Here is a 19,019-nt window from a genome sequence, read left to right as displayed (position 1 = left end):
TTTTTATAAATTGTTTGTCAATTACTTTAATTTCAGAAGTTAATGACATATTTTAATTTATCTTGTTAAGTTTTTTGCGCTAAAATAAACTGCATGTATGCTTGTCAAAGTTGACTTTCTGTTAAATAACCAGATAGATATCCAGTGATATTATATTTTGTTCAATAAGATGATGTTGGTGAGTTATCTTTATTAGTTGGCTTCGCAAATATAAGAATAGGGATAGCATAGTTAAACTGTTCTCCTACTGTAAATGTTTGAGAAGAATCGTTCCAACTGTAATAAGGGGTATTACTTCGTTTTAATTGATCGATAAAGTTACCAACCCATTGTCATTTTGGACTTAATCCATAAGTTCAGTTATCACCAATAGGGAAATCACCAACTTTATATCCAGTAATTCATGTTCCATAAACTTTGGTGTTTAAATTTCCTTTATCAGAACTATGATCATTCAATGATTTAGCAAATGTATTTAAAGGTCCATAACCTTTTTCAGTGTTTTTTTTAAATCAACCATCCAAAGCTTTATCGCCATATTTAGTCATGTAGGTTTCCATAGCAGAAGTAGCATCAGTATCTAAATCTTTTAAAGCATGACAAAACGGACATGAACTAATTCCAATGTAAAAGACAATATTTTGACTGTTATCATTTTTTGCTTTTTTATTACTTTTATTACCGCTATTATTTATTCCCCACAAAGTATTAAAAACTTCCTCTGAATTAGTTGTCAAATCAATGTAATATGGTTGACTTTTACTATATCCACAACTTGCAAGAATTAATATAGGTAATGATATGATTGAAATGAATTTTAAAATAAGTTTACTTTTTTTCATTTTTTAAAATTTATATAAAACTATTGAAATGTTAAAATAAATGGAAAAAACTATATATTTACTATTTAATAAAGTATAATAGATTCAAAATATAAAACAATTAAAATAGTTTATTTATCCAATTTTTTAGATTTATTTTTTCTTTATAATTGAATCTAAATAAATACCATAATTAAACTATCATATTATAAGGTATATTTACTTTAAAATAATATTTAAATTTTCTAAATTACAAAATTGTCCACGCTTTATCAGGTCATTGCGCTTATTATTATAATATCCTTGTTTTTGTTTATTGCATCATTTACTGCCGCTGCGGAGTCTGCAACTTCAACAGCATCAATAACCAAAATTCATCATATTTTTGTTGAAAGTAAACATCCAGAAAAAACAAAAAAGAAATTAAATAAAATTATTTTTATTTGTAAAAATTACAACTACGTTGTAACAGCGCTCATATCTGTTCATAATATCGCTGAAATAGTATTACCATCAATTGTTACATATTGTATGATTCATTGAGGTTTTCATGGTGGATTTCTAGCAATAGTATTAATAATAATTACACTTTTGATGTTATTTCTTGGAGAAATTCTTCCTAAAATTTGGGGAAGAAAAAAACCAGAAAAATTTTCAATCAAATATTCTTCAATTATCTATATTATTTACTTAATTTTTTTCCCAGCTAATTATTTAGTTTTTAAAATTTTTAAAGTTAAAAGAGAAAATAAACAACAATTATTTTCAGAAAAAGAATTAAAAACATTATTTTCTTTGATTAAAAACGAGGGTATTCTAGAAGAAGCTGAAAGACAAATGGTTCAATCTGCGATTGAATTTGATGATACAACCATAAAAGACTGTTATATTCCTTGAGATAACATATTTTCAATTTATGATGATGAAAAACCATCAGTTATTTTTGAATATATCAATCATTTAAATTTTGATTATCCTTTGCCTATATTAAGTAGAAAGACTAATCAACCAGTAGGTTGACTAAATGTTAAAGACTTTCTTCTAAAATACATCGAAACAAAAGATTTCGAAGTGGATAACATTATTCTTGATCAAAAAGTTATTTTTGTTTATGATAACGAAATCAAAGCAAATGTTTTAGCAAAACTACAAACTAATAAGCAATGATATGCAATTGTTCAAAATTCAGTAACAAATAATGTTGTTGGTTTAATAACAGCAGAGAATTTATTTAGTATAGTTGTGGGTAATGTTCAAGAAAAACATGTTATTGATGATTTTGTTCAATATCTCGAAAATAATAATTGACAAATTCATCCATTGACTCCACTTCGTTTACTTGTTAAAACTTGAAAAGACCATTATGATATTAAAGAACTAGCATTTGCAAAAGAAGCATTTTTTTATCAATGGATAAATGACAAAAAACTTATTCTAACAAAATCTGTCAAAAACTCAAAACTTAGTGTTACTAAATTTGATGGAAAATATTTACAATTTAAAATGAAAAAAATAGATAATATAAATTATTTTTTTGTTAAAGTATTATCAAGTCTTGATGAAATTATTCAAACAAAGGAAGTCAGTTCATCAACTGATGATAAATAAATAAAAAGTCTTATATAATAACAAAATCTATTATTAATAAAAATTTTTAAACTTTCATGTTTAAATTTCATAAAAACAACCCTCAATCAAAAAGAGAAAATACTTTAAAAGATAAGCGCTTTCTTTCAAAAAATGAAACGAAAAAATCAAAAGAATTTATTGATTTTATTGAACCACAAATTCTCCACCCCAACAAAAATGAATTCTCAAATTTTTTTAAAAAAGTTTATGTTGTTGAATCTTTAAAAATATTTTCAATAATTTGTGGTGCTGTTCTTAATTTTTTTGCTATTGCTTGACTTATTACACCAACTAAAACATATGGTGGTGGTATGTTAGGAGCTGCATTGATTATTTATTATTTGATTGATCACACCGGAGGAACTGTATCTCCCGCGTTTTATCAATTATTCTTTATTCAATTAGCTCTAAATGTTCCACTAATTATTTTTGGGTTTATTAAATTAGGGTGGAAATTTACATCCTTAACTTTAATTTATTTTGGAACTCAGATAATTCTTGGTCTATCTTTAGATGGATCATCTGTTATTGTTAATGTGGTTCATCAACTTTTTAAACATCCCAACGATATTCCTAAAAGTTGAGTTATGATGAGTTGTTTAATCGGCGGTGTTATTTATGGTAGTGGTTGTGTTTTGGTCTATAACGGAGCTGGTTCAACAGGTGGAACTGATTTTATTAGTGTTTACTTAACAAAAACTAAAAATCAAACAATAGGGATAGTTAATTTTGCCTTAAATTTATTAATCGCTTTCATTGGGACTATGGCCCTTAAACATAAATTCTCAGCTTTAGTTGATGTTGGATTTTTTGGAAGTATTATGTTTTTTGGAGTTTATAGTTTTATTATTGATTATTTCTTACCAAAACAAAGGGTTGTATCGATGCATATTATTTCGAAAAATGAGTATTTAATAGCAAGGGCTTTTAAACAGGCAAATATGCAACGAGGTTATACTAAGATACCAGCTCGAGGAGGATATGGTAATGATGAAAACACAATCTTTTTCGTTATCCTGTCTTTACATGAATATCGTATTTTAGTTAATATTATTAAAAAATATGATCCAGATGCGTTTGTTGTTACAAATTATGTTTGAAAAGTGAAAGGAAACTTTGTTAAAAAAACCTGAAGTTAATCAAAATCAAAATCAATGAAAAAAAACGAAATTGAAAAACAAGTTTTAGAAATTTTAAAAAAATTAGATGTTGATCCAAAATTGTTAACTGATGATATTCCTATTAAAGAATCAGAATTAGATTCATTGAAACTTTTTGAAATTATAATTGAGATAGAAAATGCAATGAATATCCGATTTAATACCAATGATTTATATAAAATTAAAACTTTTAATTCTTTTATAGAACTTATTTATAAAACTAAAAAATAAAATCAATTTTATAAATTTATAAAGTACGATCTTTTGTATATAATTTAAAAGAAAATATAGAGTTGTACTTTATATTTGAATTTGTATTTTGCCTAGTTAGCTCAGTTGCTTAGAGCAATCGGCTGTTAACCGATAGGTGGAGAGTTGGAATCTTTCACTAGGCGCCAGACTTGTTGGTGAAGTAGTCTAACACATAAGATTTTCATTCTTACATTCATGGGTGCAAATCCCATACAGGTCGCCACAGGGGTATAGTTTAGTTAGCAGAACAGTGGACTTCAGATCCACACACGTGGGTGCAATTCCTTCTACCCCTGCCACTTTTTTGGTCTTTGAATCAATTTACCATTATTTAAAAATTATTAGAAGTATAGTTTAATGTTAAAACAGTAGTCTCCAAAACTATTGATGTGGGTTAGATTCCTACTACTTCTGCCATTTTTAAATAAATAATAAATAAAATTGTTAAATAACGTTAAAAAAACAGGATGACAAGCAGTTGATTTGTCATCCTGTTTAAATTAATTTGTCTATTATTTGTTATTAACAATTCATTTTAATAATATAATTTTTTCTTTTATTATTAAAATGAAGTTACAGTTTTTAGTATATATAAATTTCACCAAGTCAATCGACAAATAATTTTATATTATTATTTTCTTTTTTATTTTCTTTAATTTTTATTGATTTTTCAATAATTTTGCTTTTATATTGTTCAATTATTGGTAAAAATATTGATGGCAGATCACAAATATTATTTAAAATATCTTTTTTTTGAGCATAACTAAAGTTCATTGAAAATAAAGTTTCAATGTCTTCGTTTGAAATATTAATTTCACACCCTAATCAATGGACAGAAAATTTTTGTTCTTTAGGGGGATCTTTTTCCTCATAGATAATTTCTAATGGAGATTCATTATCTTTTTTTACTTTATTTGTGAAGTGGATGTTTTTTGTTTCATCAACTGCTAAAATTTCTTTATCAAATAAAAGTTGATAGGCCTTAATCACAGATTCTATAATTGGGATAAATTCTCTTGGAAAACTATCCATATTAAAATTAGACTTATCTATTTTTAATTTTTTATTTTCAATCTTAATATTTTGTTTTAGTTCATCTTCAAAATAATCAATGTTTACAATGTCATTTATTTTTTGATTAGTTAAATGAAAATATTTTTTTTCTTTTCTTTGTAGAGTTATTGTGTTCTTAAAATCTCGGTGGTGATGTATAGCTTCAAAAGCCTCGATTTTATCAATAAAACTCCTTGAATTAGGAATTAAAAACCGACATATTATCTTTCAAAATTCTATCTTAGAGTTAGTCATATTTTTTTAAAACTTTTTATCATCAACAATCATCAAATCATCATATTTCCAATATTGGGCATTATTTAAGTTTTGTATGGTAGCATTTTTTATATTCTTAAACAATTTCTAAACCAATTGTATCTATTTTGTATTTGTTTACGATTATCTTTTGGTTTTTTTCATCTACGATTAATTTTTAAAAGTTAATTTATCAATATACTTTTAGAAAGTAGATAATATATATATAACCTTTTTTTAATTTAAAAAAAATTACGGTATAAATTAATAAATTGAATAATATACAATATTTATTTTATTTAAATTATAAATTTTTAGTTAATAAATGATTAATATTTATATATAAATTAAAAAAAAATCAAAAATTTAAAATTAAATGGGGATATTTAATCTAAAAAGAAAAATTTTAGGCAGTTCGCTTAAATTAAATAAAAACTATCAAAGCAGTTTATCCAAGAGTAAAGGGCATTTAAAAATATTTTTTCAAAAAATATTTAGCAGACATAAAAAAATAGATGAAGTTTTTTTTCAAGATCTAGAAGAATTTTTAATTGATTTTAACGTTGAATATAACTTTGCTAAATTTTTAATCGATGAGTTAAAAAAAGAAACTAAAATTCATAATTTAAAAGAAGATGAAATTAATCAATTTTTAATTGAAAAAATCATTAATGGTTATAAATCTTTCATTGATGATAAAAAATATCAGTTAAATTTATCTGATAAAAAACCATCTATTATTTTAGTTGCAGGTGTAAACGGATCAGGCAAAACGACATTTATTGGTAAATTAGCAAATTATTTAAAAACACAAAATCACAAAAAAGTTTTATTAGTTGCAGCAGACACATTTAGACCAGCTGCTTCTCATCAATTGCAATATTGAGCTAATGAAGCAGGAGTTGATATTATATTGCCAGAAAAAGATAAACAAGACCCAAGCAGTTTACTTTATAAAGGAATAAATTATGCTTTAACTAATAAGCATGATGTTATTATTTGTGATACCTCAGGACGACTTGAAAATAAAATTAATTTAATGAATCAGCTCAAGAAAATGTATAATATATCCAATAAATTATTAGGATATGAGCCATCAGAGTTTTTAATCGTACTAGATATTACAACAGGTTATCACTTGATTGAACAAATAAAAGGTTTTCAAACAATCGGTCAAGTTTCTGGTTTTGTTTTAAACAAAGTAGATGGTTCAAGTAAACCAGGAATAATTTTATCATTTCCAGAAGAATTTAGTATTCCTATTAAATTTTTAGGTATAGGAGAAAAAATTAACGATCTAGAAATATTTAAACCAGAACAATTTATTTATAATCTTTTTAATTTTCAATAAATACTTGAAAAATTTTATATATAAAAAAACGGTATTAATTCTCAACAAAAAAGATGAATTTTAATTAAACATAAAGATGAAACAATTGTCATGACAGAAATAGTAAAAAAAGAACAAGATGATCATAGAGTTACCCGTACAAGGGTAATGTATGCTAAGTGAAATTATTTTCTTTGGAATATAAGATTAAATTTTTTTAATATAAAATTATTTTTATTTTTAGCTATTGTTTTAATAGTGACAATCGTAGGTGCTGTTTTTGCAACTATTTTTTGACACAGTTACAAACCAGATGACCCTAATCATCTAAGTCCAGAACAACACACAAAACTTGTAATGTTATTTGTTGGAATTTTACCAACACTTTTGTATATACCGTTTGTTAGGACAATATTTTCTTCTTGTTTTTTTGTTTTAGAAGAAAAAACAAGTCGAGCAACAGAAATTACAATATCTTCTGTAGGAACTAAAACATCTTTTTATACAAAAGTTTTAGTAAATTTACTTTGATTTGTCGGATTTTGAGTTTTACTTTTTATTTTATTAACATTTTTATCATTTATTTGTATTCAGCAATTTAACCCAATGTTTGTTTTTTATTGAATTGTTGGACTACATATTAACCATTTACCATCAAATTTTCTTTATTATGGCGCAGCTTCAAAAGATTTCGCTGCTGCTGGTATTCCTAATGTTGACCATGGAATTAATAGTGTTTGATGGTATTGTATTTTATTAGGTGTTAACACAATGGGGAATATCATTTTGATGATTTTGTTATGTGTTGCTGTTTCAAGCGCTTTAACAAGTATTCGTGGTGGAATTGGTGTTTTTGTTTTTTTATTTATTTTCCCTTCAATTCTAAACACTATTTTATCTACGATTCTACAAATGGATGTTCGATTATTGTCTAAAATTTTATCGTTTATTCCGATTTTTAGTAGTTTTTATCTTAATATGTTATTAATATTTACTTCTTCAGATGGGAGCGTTTCTATTTATATGTACCTTGCTCCTTTTGTTGTATTAGCAATTTCTGGATTATTAATTTATCCTTCAAGAATGTTTTATGAAAGAGCAATCTTCAATGATGGTTTGATCAAAACTTTAAAAACATTTCGTCAAAAACCAAAACAATTTAAAAATCAACAACTTTTAGCATAAAAAGAACAAGTAAAAACTTTTCAACTTTTTATACAAAAATATTTCTAACTTTAGAAATATTTTTTTTAACAAAAAATTATTTTAACTTTATTTAAAAATTTTATCAATCAAGTAATGGTGAATGATGGTTTAATTAAAACAATAAAAACATTTTATCCAAACTATTAGTCATAAAAGGTTATTTATAAAATTCTGTTAAAATAAAGTTAATTATGGAAACTATTTTTTCTTTTCAATATTACTTTTTTATTTTTAATAAAAACCCTAAATCAAGATTATTTTAGATATGATTTTTTTAAAAAGAATATATATCGAAGGCTTTAAATCTTTTGCTTGTAAGAGCAATCTGTATTTTAATTATCCGTTAACAGCTATTATAGGACCAAATGGAGCTGGTAAATCTAATCTAATTGATGCTATTCGTTGAATTTTGGGTGATAAAATAAGTAAACAGATGCGAATTAAAAATTACAATGATTTAATTTTTAACGGAACCACAAAAGAATATCAACCAGCCCCATTTGCTACGGTTAAACTTTACTTTGATAATTCAACCCATTTGTTTGATTATGATTTAAATGAAATAGTTTTAGAAAAAACAGTTTATCGCGATGATTTTAATGCTGACACTTTTATCAATCGGAATCCAATAACACAAAAAGAAATTGTTCAAATGATGTCTGGTATCGGGATTGTTAACTTTGGGTTATCGTTTATTTCACAAAATACGATTAATCAAATGATTAACTATAAACCAGATGAAATGAAGCAATTATTTATTAGTGTTTCTGGGCTATTACAATATAAAAAAAACCGAACCAAAATTTTTAAAAATTTAGTTCAAACTGATGAAAAATTAAAAACGTTATCCCTTATTTTTAATAAAGCAGAAGCAAGATTTGAACAGCTTCAACTTGAAGTTCAAAAAGCTAAAAAATTCAAAGCATTAAAAGAAGAGTTGTATCAAAAAGAAATATGATATTTGGTTAATGTTATTAACAAACAATACGAGGATTTTAATCGTTGTCAAGAAGAGATAGATAAACTCAACTTAAACAAAGATTTAATTTTAAAAAACAAAGAAGATGCGAATTGAAAATTTAAAACTTATCAAACTGAAATTTCACAATTAGAAGATGATTCATTAAATATTTCAAATGACATTCAAAATTTAAATTCTTTAATTTTTAATCTTCAACAAATTGAAACAATAGATATTAATCTAGATATTAAAACAATTAAAAAATTTCTTGACAGTTTAAAAATTAAACATTCCAAAATATTAGAAAATATCAAAACTTTTTCTCAAGAAGAACAAGATTTGAAAACAGAATCAGATTCACTTAAATTAAAATTTAAAGAAAATGAATATCATATTTCTTTTTTAAAAACCAGAACTAATGATCCAAATTTTCTGCTAAAAGATACATTTCCTGAGTGTTATGGTTATATTTACGATTTATTTACAGCAGATGAAAAATATCAAACAGCGATTACTGCTGTATTGGGGGGTAAATTAAAAAATATTTTAGTTCAAAACGAAGAAACAGCGAAAAAAATTATTGATTATTTAAATACAAACAAACTTTTTAAAACAACTTTTTTAATTTATGAAAACATTGTTCAGACTAACGTTAATCAAGAAGAAATTAAGCAACAACTTTTTCAACGTTTAAAAATTAAAGATTTAATTTTACCACCTTTTGTTGAATTAATTAATTTTGAAAAAAAATATTTAAAAGTATTTCAATACCTTTTTAGAAATACAATTTTAACAACAGATTTTGACACTGCAAAACATTTAAAAAAATTATTACCCGAATTTATTATTGTAACGTTGGCAGGAGATGTTTTTATAAAAAGAGAAGAAATAATAGGTGGTTATATCAAAATTAATAAACAACAAGCCGTTATTAACGAAATCAATTTATTACACGATAAAAATAAAAAGATACAACATCTTTTAGATATCAATCAAGAAAAATTAAATAATTTACGTTTAAAAATTAACAGTTTAAAAACAGAGCAAGAAGAAATATACAAAGAGATCCTTAAGTTTGAATATCAATACAATCTTTTTCAAAAACATGAAAGCGCCCAAAAACAAAATAATGATATAACCGCTTTAAAAGACATAAATGCATATAAATCTAAATTAATCAAATTAAATTTGGACTTTAAAATCAAAAATCAACAAAAAGTCAAACTTTTAGCTGCTCAACAAAATAATTTTTCAAATTTAAAAAAATTTGAAGATGAGTATAACGAGTTTCATCGTAAACTTGAAAAATTAAACATTAGCGCTTTAGAACAAAAAATAACAATCAAGAACTTTTCAACAACCTTAGTCCAAAGGTATAAACTAACAATTGAAACAGCAACAGATTTAGCAAAAACGTTTCATTTATCTGATGTTACAAGTCAAGAAATCGAATTGATTAAAAATGAACTATCAAAAATAGGATCTGTCAATTTAGATTCTATTGCAATCTATGAAAAAGAACAAGAAACCTTTCATAAATTGAAAACAGAGTATGTAAATGTAAGTAAAACAGTTTATCAAATTGAAGAAACAATAAATACGCTTGACAACATTTTAAAAACTTTATTCACTAATTTTATTGATGAAGTGAATAAAATTTTACCAGAAATTTTTCACAAATTTTATACTGATGGCAAAATATTTTTAAAACATGTTGAAGATCTAGAAACAGATTATTCTGGAATTGAAATTTCTGCTACTTTTCCTTCAAAAAAAGAAAGTTATTTTCTTGATAATTTATCAGGGGGTGAAAAAACATTAGTTATAGTTTGTATCTTATTAGCAATTTTAAAAATTAAAAAACTGCCATTAATTATTTTTGATGAAGTCGATGCCAATCTTGACCCAGTTAATGCATCAAAATTAGGATCATTATTAAAAGAATTTTCAAAAGAAATTCAATTCATTTTAATTACTCATCGGAATCAATTAATGGTTCATTGTCCAGTCTTGTATGGAGCAACAACTCATGGTAAAGGGGTAACGAATATTGTTGGTATAAACGTTAAGAATGAATAATATTAGTGATATTTTCTTTTGATATTTATCAATTTATTTCAATATTCTTTTATTTTAAAATCTTGATCAAAATTCCCTTGAATCGTATTTAAGTCAAGATTAAAGTTAGATACTTGTTTGATAAATCATAAGCAACGTTTTTGAACTTCACTGATAAATTTATCATCCCTTTTAATTATTTTATATTCAAGGGCTCCAGAAATAGCGTTTTTTAAGACAAAAATACATCGTTGCGCTAAAGTTAATTCCATGTAAGTTTGAATTTGAGGATAATATCAAACAACGGCTTCATCTAAAGATAAAGAATGAGTTAGTTTTATTTCAACTATATATTTCATTCATTTATGAACCAATAAACCATCAATTTTGCCTTGAGTTCAGGTGATTAAATGATTTTGAATTATTTTTTTATAGCTTGTATTAATTCGGTTTAGGTTTATTGGACCAACAGCATCATCATTTATTGTTTTAAATTTATTAATAAATTCTAAAATAATATTTTTTTCTTCTTTTGTTCCTTCTTTCATTTTAGCGATTTGCTCAGATGAAAAATGGCGAGCTTTTTGTTTTATAGCGATTAAAAATTCATCATTAATATTTTCTATAAATAATAAATTACGAATCGTACTCGGTGCTATTTTTATCGGTTTCATAATATTTATTATCTATTATCTAGAAGTATTATTTAATTTTTTTAAAAGTCTTATCTAGAATAACTTTAGATAATAAAATATAATTACTTAAGATTAAAACTATTTTTTAAATCGAAACAGAAGGTTTAATATTTACATTTATGGGAACTATAAAAAGATACACTTATGATTGAATAAAAAACTTTAGATATAAAGATTTTTATTCAATTATTTCACCATTTACGAATAAGGCGATTTTTGAAGTTCCATCGTTATCAAAAGAAGATATTGATGTTATTTATGAAAAAAGTTATCAAGCATTTTTAAAATGAAGAAAAACTTCTTCAGTTAAAAGGGTTGAGATGTTAACAGCATGAGTTAATTCTTTAAAAGCGATGGAGGCAGAAATTATTAACGCTATCCATTGAGAAGTAGGGAAATCAATTCCTGACTGTCAATCTGAATTTAAGAAGGGGATATCTGTTATTGAAGATACAATCACTGAGTTCAAAAGATTGCAAATAGAAGGTTATCATCCGACAGCAGTTAAAACAGCGCGGAATGAATTAGCTCTTTTTGAACGTGAACCGCTCGGAGTTATTTTAGCGATTTCTCCGTTTAATTATCCATTCAATTTATCAATTACAAAACTAGCCCCTAGCTTGATAATGGGGAATACAGTAGTTTTTAAACCAAGTACAAATGGATCAGTGACAGGTATTTTAATTACAAAATCTTTATACAATGCTGGTTTCAATGAAGATCAACTTCAAGTAATAACAGGGAAAGGATCATTGATTGGTGAATATTTAATTAAATCAGATCGGATTAAATTAATTAATTACACAGGTTCAACTGCAACTGGTGAATATATTTCAAAACATAGTAAAAATTGTGGTCTTATTTTTGAAATGGGCGGAAAAGATCCTGCTATTGTTCTTGATGATTGTGATTTAAAATTAACAGCTAAACAGATCATAAAAGGGGCCTTTAGTTTTAATGGACAAAGATGCACTGCAGTTAAAAGAATATTAGTAACAAAAGATACTTCTGTTAAATTAATTCCACATTTAAAGGCTGAAATTGAGAAATTAGTTGTAACAAATCAACCTAATACGGTCGCAAATATAACCCCACTTATTAATATTGCTAGCGCTCAATTTGTTGAAGATTTAACCAAAGATGCAATCAGACATGGAGCTAAAGTTGTAATAGGCAATAAATTTGAAGATAATTTAGTTTATCCAACTTTGTTAGATAATGTTTCACCAAAAGCAAAAATTGCATCAATTGAACAATTTGGGCCTGTTTTGCCTATTATTTACTATGACACAATTGATGAAGCGATCGAAATTGCTAATAACACTTTGTATGGACTTCAAGCTTGTGTTTTCTCATCTAATTTAAAAGGTGCGATTAATATAGCACAACAAATTGATACAGGGAGAGTAACTATTAATTTTGCTACTGAGAGAGGACCAGATAGATATCCATTTACAGGAAGTAAGTCATCTGGTATTGGAACCCAAAGCACTTATTGATCATTGCTTAATTGTTCTTATCCAAAAGGGATAGTGATAGCTATTTAGGACAAGATAATAGAATCATGGTTGTTTATATTGTTTTGATTGTAGCAACAACAATATATTTACTTTTATTAACGTTAAAATTATTATTTAATCTTTTTCAATGAAAAAGTTATAAATTTATAAATACGTTGTTTAACTTTATTTGTTTAATTTTAATGGTCTTAATTTTTTTAACAATTGGTTATAATTGGCAGAAAACGTTTAATTTAAATATTGTTATTTTATCTATAATATGTACAAGTTTAGCTTTCGTTTTAGCGATTAAAAGTTATAATCACTTTTTTTCAAAAAAATCTTATAAAAAATTTAACCCATAAAATATTATTAAATAGATTTAAAGATTTATTCTTGTCTTTTTTAAGAAAATATTGAAATAAATTTTATAAAACACGTTATAAGGTATATAAATATATAATGTAAAAGAAAAAATGAAATTTTATATACTTTGTATCACAAATGTTTTATAATATTTTGTTTAATACGACATATATTTTAATTATTTATTACCGGAAGGAAATTATTCATAAACCAAACTAAAAATTTTAGTTCATTTATTGCTAGAAGATGGAAGAAAATAGAGCAAAATCAAAAACATATTACAACAAAATTAACGAAAAAAATTTTTTTGTTGCTGCAAAACTACTACTTAAATCTGGAGTACAGTTTGGACATCGTAAAAATCTTTGTCACCCCCAATTTAAAAAATATGTTTTTTTAAGTAGAAATAAAATCAACATTATAAATTTAGAAAAAACAATTAAATACTTGAGCCTTGTTTACAATTATGTTTATGAGCAAGTAAAAGCGAATAAAACAATTCTTTTTGTTGGACTAAAAAAACAATTCCAAGATATTGTTAAGCAAGAAGCTGAAAGAGCTAATGTATTTTATTTAAATAAATGTTGAAAAGGTGGAACTTTTACTAATTTTAAAATTATTTCAAAACAAATTCAAGAAAGCATCGCTTTAGAAAAAAATATTGCAAATAATTTAGTTGGAAAAGATTTAACCAAAAAAGAATTAAGAAAACTTAAAAACAAAGTTACAAAATTTAATAGTCAATTTGAAGGAATTAAAGAAATGAAAACGATCCCATCTATGGTGTTTCTTTGTTCTCCAATCCTTGAAAAAGTTATTATTAAAGAATGTAAAATTGTCGGATCAACTGTTATTGGGATTGCTGACACAAATTTTAATCCCCGTAAATTAGATTTTTTTATTCCAGCGAATGACGATGGAGTAAAAAGTATCAAATTAATTTTGGGTGTTATCGCTGATGCTGTTTGTAAAGCAAAAGGATTACCAACCGCTGTAATAAATCGTCCTAATATTGATATTTTATTTAATCAAGAAAATAAAATGTTTGAATTCCAAGAAGTAGATAGTTCCCTTGAAAGTCAAAATTCTCCTAACTATTTCTTTTCAACTCAAGAAAAAACGCCTTCTTCACCAAGACCACGAACTCCACGGCCACAATATAATAAATATGATTTAAATCCAAAACAACGGGGAAGAAACTGGAGAAACAATCAAAACGCAACTGCTATTTTCGATCTTAAAGATAAAGATGTGCCTATTGATGAGTTTAATAAAGTTATTACAATGCAAAAAACGAAGAAAAAAAGCAGTTCTAAAACAACTTCTCATTCATACTCAAGATATAGAAGACAATCATATCAACAAAATAAGCCAGAAAAAACAACTACCCCTCAAACCGCTAAAGATACTTCAAACCAGTCTTCTAAAAGCGAAAACATTTCAAAACCAAAAGAAAACGCAGACACTCTAACAAAATAATTTTTATGAATTTAGATTTAATCAAAAAATTAAGAGAAATTACCAATGTTGGTTATGCTGAATGTGTTAAAGCACTTAAAGCGACTAAAAATGATATTGATGAAGCGATTAAATGAATCAGATTGTATAGTAGTCATAAAATTATCAAAAAATCAGGTAATTTAAATAAAGAAGGTAATGTTTTATCAGCCTTTAAAGATAACGTTGGTTATATATTAGTTTTAAATTCAGAAACCGATTTTGTTTCAAACACTGAAATGTTTCAAAATTTACATAAAAAATTAATCGAAACAGCTTTAGAACAAAAACCAGATGATCTTAAAACTTTTGAGAATATAAAAGTTGCTGATAATGGATCTGTAAAAGATTATATTTTAGAAACAGCGGCCAAGTTTAAAGAAAATATTTCAATTTCAAGTTTTAAAAAACTTTCTTTAAAAGAAAATCAATGATTTTGAAGTTATAACCATATTAATAAATTATCATCTTCGTTAGTTATTTTCGAAGGAGATAAAAATCCAGAAACAGCTGATGATATATGTATGCAAATTGTTGCTTCAAAACCAAAATATTTATCTATTGAATCGGTTCCGCAAGAAATTATTGATGCAGAAAAAGAAATTGTTAGTCAAGAAATTGCTAAAAACAAAACAAATAGACCAGCTAGTATCGTTGAAAAAATTATTGCTGGAAAAATGAATCGTTTCTATACTGAAAATTGTTTGTTAGAACAACCTTTTATTAAACTTTCAAAACAAACAGTTAAACAATACTTAGCCAATCATAATTTAAAAGTGGTTGACTTTCTTTTTCAAGAAATTGTTAAATAACTTCTTAGTTTAGCAAGATAAGGTTTTTGAATATGAAATTAAATAATTTTAAGAGATTAGTAATTAAATTAAGCGGTGAATCTTTAAAAAGCAAAGATAATTCCTCTTTATTTGATTTTAATTTAATCAATAATATTGTTAAAGATATTAAATGACTTATCAAAAATAATTATAAAGTTGCAATTATTGTTGGCGGTGGTAATATTATTAGAGGACGTGAATTTCTTGAAAAAAATAATTCAAATAGCATTAGTTCTGTAACAGCTGACTACATGGGAATGTTGGCAACCGTTTTAAATGCAATGGTTTTAAAAGAATGCCTTGAAAAAAGCAATTTAACAGCTAGAATTAAAACCGCCTTTGAAATAGAACATATCGGCGAAACTCATCATCCTGATAGTTCATTAAAAGAGTATAACGATGCTAATATTTTGATTTTTGCCTGTGGTATTGGGTCACCTTTCTTTTCAACTGATACAGTTACAGCTTTAAGGGCGCTTGAATTAAAAGCTGATTTAATTATTTTTGCAAAACATGGTATCAGTTACGCCTATGATAAAGACCCTAACATTTTTAAAGATGCTAAAATTCTTGAACAAATTACCTTTGAACAAACTTTAAAGCTTAATCTTCAAGTAGTTGATGCATCCGCAATAGATCTATTAAAAAAGAGCACCATTACAGCAGTAATTACCAATTTTAATAATTTACTTGAACCTTTAAAAAAACCTTCTTTTTTTAAAGGCACAATTTTAACTAATAATATTTAAATTTCAAAAAACACTTATGGAACAATTAGATACAAAAACTTTAACTAAAAAATTGAATAACATCATCAGCGAATATAAAGTAAAAATATCGCAAATTATGTCAGGAGCAATTAATACATCAATTTTAAATATTGTTCAGATCCCATATTATGGGGCTATGATGCCATTAAATCAAATTTCAAATATTAAACTTGATGGAGCAAATCAAATAGTAGTTAAACCGTTTGATCCATCTATTTCAAAAGAAATTGCTTCAATAATCGGAAAACTACCAATCGAAGCAACAATTACTGTTTTAGAAGATAAAATTACGTTACATTTTGCTTCTTTAACCGAAGAAAAACGTTTAAAAAACGTTAAAAAAGTTAAAGAATTAACTGAATCTGAAAAAGTTAAAATTAGAAATATTCGTCATGATTATTTAAAACATTGAAAAGATCATGGTGAATCAGAAAACGAAAGAAATATTATTAACGAAGAAATTAATAAAATTATTAAAAACTTTCAAGAAAAATTAATTGATCTTGAATCTAAAAAACTTAAATCATTAATGAAAATTTAATAAATGTCTCCAATTACGCTTTTAAATAAAAATTTAGCAAAAGAAAAAGAAGATGTAATTATTGAACACGATTTATTAACAGGCGAAGAGGTTAAAGTAAAAAAACCTTTTTTATCTAGTTTTCTTAATCGTTTTTTATATTCAGTTGTTATTATTATTTTTATCACTTTAATTGCTGTTTTTTCATATTTTTCAAACTTTGCTCATTTTTATCAATATAATTCTGAACTAAAAGCGCCATCAACTTTAGAAAAAACGTTTGCCTGTTTACTTATTTTTTCATTATTAATAGTTGCGTTAATAATGATGTATGAAATAACGCAGTTTCTTTTTTTTGGTAAACAAAATATTATTTTTTTTACCATTATTTTTTCAATCTTTTTTGTTGTTAATTATTTCTTAACATCTAAATATTTCATTTTGCAGTTTTTATGACAAGATAATTCTGGTTCAGCATCAACTATCGGTCATCAAAGGTTATTAGTTTGGTTATTAGGTCAGGATTTAACGACATTTAGCGCTATTGGTTTTTGCGTTTCTTTAGCTGCAGTATTAATTGGAGCAATAATTTATGCTTATTTTAATCATCAATTATCAAACAAATTATTTTTAGAAGTTGTTTTCGCATTATTAATTGTTCTTTTATTTAAAATTTTATTATTTATTAGTTTATATCTTGGATTACTAGCAATCATTTTTATTTTCTTTTTGCCCTTTATCTCAGATACATCAGCATATTTAATTGGTAAATGCTTCGGAAAGAAAAAAATCTTTCCAAAAGTAAGTCCAAATAAAACATGAATCGGTGCTATAAGTGGTTTTTTGATTAGTTTTAGTGTTGCATTTTTATATATCGCATTGTTAAAAAATTTTGTCAGTGAAGATTTTATCCAAAATAATTTACACAGTTATCCGCAGTCAATTTTTTATTTACTGAACTTTAAAACCTCTTTAAAAGAAGGATTTTATTTTATTTTAATTCTTTTATTACTTTTTTTTGTTTTATCAATTCAGTTTGGTGATTTCTTTTTTTCATTTTTTAAACGTTGTTGCTTTAAAAAGAATTTTTCTACTTTATTAGGAGAACATGGCGGTTTATTCGATCGCTTTGATTCGCTTATCTTTTTTATTTTTCTTTATTTTCTTTTTTTCTCTTTTCTTGGATAATGATTTTTTAAAAATTAACAACAAAAAATTTATTAAAAGTGCTCCACGTTTTAAACATCATTTTAAAAATTGTATTAGTCCTTGTTGTTTTATTAATCTCAATTACCATTCATGAATTGGGTCATTTTTCAATGGCAAAACTTCAAAAAATTCAAGTTTATGAATTTTCTATTGGGGTTGGTTATAGATTAAAATCTTGGACTAAGAATAGCACAACTTATTCATTTAGAGCGGTACCAATCGGTGGTTATGTTCTTGTTATGAGCAAAGAACTTAAAAAAATTCTCAAAGAAGAAAAAACACCAGTCCCTATTTTTAAATCAAGTTTAAAGGCATATGATGATATAAAATATTGACAAAAGCTTTTTTATCTAGTTAATGGGGTATTGTTTAATTTAATCCTTGCTTATTTAATCATCTTAATTGTTCTTTTAGTTAAAGGTGATAGTAATTTTTTTATTCAATCATTTATTGTTACAGGACGAGGATTATGTGCTATTTTTTTAGCGATAGGTAATATTTTTTCAGGTCATTTTAAAAGCATTTCTGGTGTTTTTTCTTTATTTTCAAAAGCATCCACTGCCTCATCTTGACTCTTTTTTATTAATTTATTAATTGTAATCAATCTTAATTTATTTATTTTCAATCTCTTTTTTATACCGCCACTTGATGGTTATAAAATGGTTGAGGCTACATATGAAAAAATTAGAGGCAAAGAAATGTCAATAAAAATGAAAACAATTATTAATCTAATCGGGATTAGCTTATTGCTATCATTATTTGTTATCGTTTTATTGCACGATCTTGGCTTATTTTAACATTTTATAATAATGGAAAAATTGAATAGTCATTAATTCATAAAAAAGACAACATTTTAGTAAAATATCAATAGATAAAAAATAATATGCATATTAGTAATAATAGTT

16 protein-coding genes and 4 tRNA genes are annotated in these 19,019 nt (G+C 25.1%); 17 read left to right on the top strand and 3 right to left on the bottom strand.

The window, feature by feature from the left end:
* Window positions 1–65: 65 nt before the first annotated feature.
* A complete protein-coding gene (locus JRW51_RS02765; RefSeq protein ID WP_250328654.1) occupies window positions 66–842 on the bottom strand; it encodes a hypothetical protein in 777 nt (258 codons plus the stop codon).
* Window positions 843–1,079: 237 nt separating this feature from the next.
* Between JRW51_RS02765 and JRW51_RS02760 the strand changes: the two genes are divergently transcribed.
* The 7 genes from JRW51_RS02760 to JRW51_RS02730 all read left to right on the top strand — a co-directional run bounded on the left by JRW51_RS02760 (window position 1,080) and on the right by JRW51_RS02730 (window position 4,279).
* On the top strand, window positions 1,080–2,429 hold the full coding sequence (locus JRW51_RS02760) for a CNNM domain-containing protein (protein ID WP_322948390.1): 1,350 nt from the start codon (window positions 1,080–1,082) through the stop codon (window positions 2,427–2,429).
* Window positions 2,430–2,485: 56 nt separating this feature from the next.
* The gene (locus JRW51_RS02755; RefSeq protein WP_250328652.1) at window positions 2,486–3,589 is read left to right on the top strand and encodes a YitT family protein; all 1,104 of its coding nucleotides are present in this window, start codon (window positions 2,486–2,488) and stop codon (window positions 3,587–3,589) included.
* Window positions 3,590–3,604: 15 nt separating this feature from the next.
* Window positions 3,605–3,841 (top strand): acyl carrier protein, encoded by a 237-nt coding sequence (locus tag JRW51_RS02750; RefSeq protein WP_250328651.1) that lies wholly within the window; start codon window positions 3,605–3,607, stop codon window positions 3,839–3,841.
* Between the two features lie 90 nt (window positions 3,842–3,931).
* Window positions 3,932–4,008, top strand: a tRNA-Asn gene (locus JRW51_RS02745).
* A tRNA-Glu gene (locus tag JRW51_RS02740) sits at window positions 4,009–4,085 on the top strand. It begins immediately after the preceding tRNA gene.
* Between the two features lies 1 nt (window position 4,086).
* Window positions 4,087–4,161 (top strand) — tRNA-Trp (locus JRW51_RS02735).
* 44 nt (window positions 4,162–4,205) lie between these two features.
* Window positions 4,206–4,279, top strand: a tRNA-Trp gene (locus JRW51_RS02730).
* Between the two features lie 165 nt (window positions 4,280–4,444).
* Here JRW51_RS02730 and JRW51_RS02725 read toward each other — a convergent pair.
* Window positions 4,445–5,170, bottom strand: coding sequence for a hypothetical protein (locus tag JRW51_RS02725; protein ID WP_250328650.1), 726 nt, complete (start codon window positions 5,168–5,170; stop codon window positions 4,445–4,447).
* A 376-nt stretch (window positions 5,171–5,546) separates the two neighbouring features.
* Between JRW51_RS02725 and ftsY the strand changes: the two genes are divergently transcribed.
* The 3 genes from ftsY to JRW51_RS02710 all read left to right on the top strand — a co-directional run bounded on the left by ftsY (window position 5,547) and on the right by JRW51_RS02710 (window position 10,746).
* Window positions 5,547–6,521 (top strand): signal recognition particle-docking protein FtsY, encoded by a 975-nt coding sequence (gene ftsY / locus JRW51_RS02720; protein ID WP_250328649.1) that lies wholly within the window; start codon window positions 5,547–5,549, stop codon window positions 6,519–6,521.
* 90 nt (window positions 6,522–6,611) lie between these two features.
* On the top strand, window positions 6,612–7,685 hold the full coding sequence (locus tag JRW51_RS02715; protein WP_250328648.1) for a hypothetical protein: 1,074 nt from the start codon (window positions 6,612–6,614) through the stop codon (window positions 7,683–7,685).
* A 286-nt stretch (window positions 7,686–7,971) separates the two neighbouring features.
* Window positions 7,972–10,746, top strand: a complete 2,775-nt coding sequence (locus JRW51_RS02710) for an AAA family ATPase (protein ID WP_250328647.1) — start codon at window positions 7,972–7,974, stop codon at window positions 10,744–10,746.
* A gap of 2 nt (window positions 10,747–10,748) precedes the next feature.
* Here the strand turns inward: JRW51_RS02710 and JRW51_RS02705 are convergent, their stop codons facing one another.
* Entirely contained in the window at window positions 10,749–11,399 is a 651-nt protein-coding gene (locus JRW51_RS02705) for a hypothetical protein (protein ID WP_250328646.1), read from the bottom strand.
* Between the two features lie 140 nt (window positions 11,400–11,539).
* Between JRW51_RS02705 and JRW51_RS02700 the strand changes: the two genes are divergently transcribed.
* The 7 genes from JRW51_RS02700 (at window position 11,540) to JRW51_RS02670 (ending at window position 18,911) form a co-directional block, all read left to right on the top strand.
* Complete coding sequence (locus tag JRW51_RS02700) at window positions 11,540–12,967, top strand: aldehyde dehydrogenase family protein (RefSeq protein WP_250328645.1); 1,428 nt, start codon at window positions 11,540–11,542, stop codon at window positions 12,965–12,967.
* Window positions 12,968–13,531: 564 nt separating this feature from the next.
* Window positions 13,532–14,764 (top strand): 30S ribosomal protein S2, encoded by a 1,233-nt coding sequence (gene rpsB / locus JRW51_RS02695; protein WP_250328644.1) that lies wholly within the window; start codon window positions 13,532–13,534, stop codon window positions 14,762–14,764.
* A gap of 5 nt (window positions 14,765–14,769) precedes the next feature.
* Window positions 14,770–15,594 (top strand): translation elongation factor Ts, encoded by an 825-nt coding sequence (gene tsf, locus JRW51_RS02690; RefSeq protein ID WP_250328643.1) that lies wholly within the window; start codon window positions 14,770–14,772, stop codon window positions 15,592–15,594.
* Window positions 15,595–15,626: 32 nt separating this feature from the next.
* Window positions 15,627–16,364 (top strand): hypothetical protein, encoded by a 738-nt coding sequence (locus tag JRW51_RS02685; RefSeq protein WP_250328642.1) that lies wholly within the window; start codon window positions 15,627–15,629, stop codon window positions 16,362–16,364.
* Between the two features lie 16 nt (window positions 16,365–16,380).
* A complete protein-coding gene (locus tag JRW51_RS02680) occupies window positions 16,381–16,926 on the top strand; it encodes a ribosome-recycling factor (RefSeq protein ID WP_250328641.1) in 546 nt (181 codons plus the stop codon).
* A 3-nt stretch (window positions 16,927–16,929) separates the two neighbouring features.
* On the top strand, window positions 16,930–18,093 hold the full coding sequence (locus tag JRW51_RS02675) for a phosphatidate cytidylyltransferase (protein WP_250328640.1): 1,164 nt from the start codon (window positions 16,930–16,932) through the stop codon (window positions 18,091–18,093).
* 38 nt (window positions 18,094–18,131) lie between these two features.
* On the top strand, window positions 18,132–18,911 hold the full coding sequence (locus tag JRW51_RS02670) for a site-2 protease family protein (protein WP_250328639.1): 780 nt from the start codon (window positions 18,132–18,134) through the stop codon (window positions 18,909–18,911).
* Window positions 18,912–19,019 lie beyond the last annotated feature (108 nt).

This window comes from Mycoplasma sp. SG1 (assembly GCF_023612375.1).
In the GTDB taxonomy this organism is placed as follows: domain Bacteria; phylum Bacillota_I; class Bacilli_A; order Mycoplasmatales; family SG1; genus SG1.
Note: the sequence above shows the minus strand (reverse complement) of the source record. Positions and strands in the feature narration are given on the sequence as shown.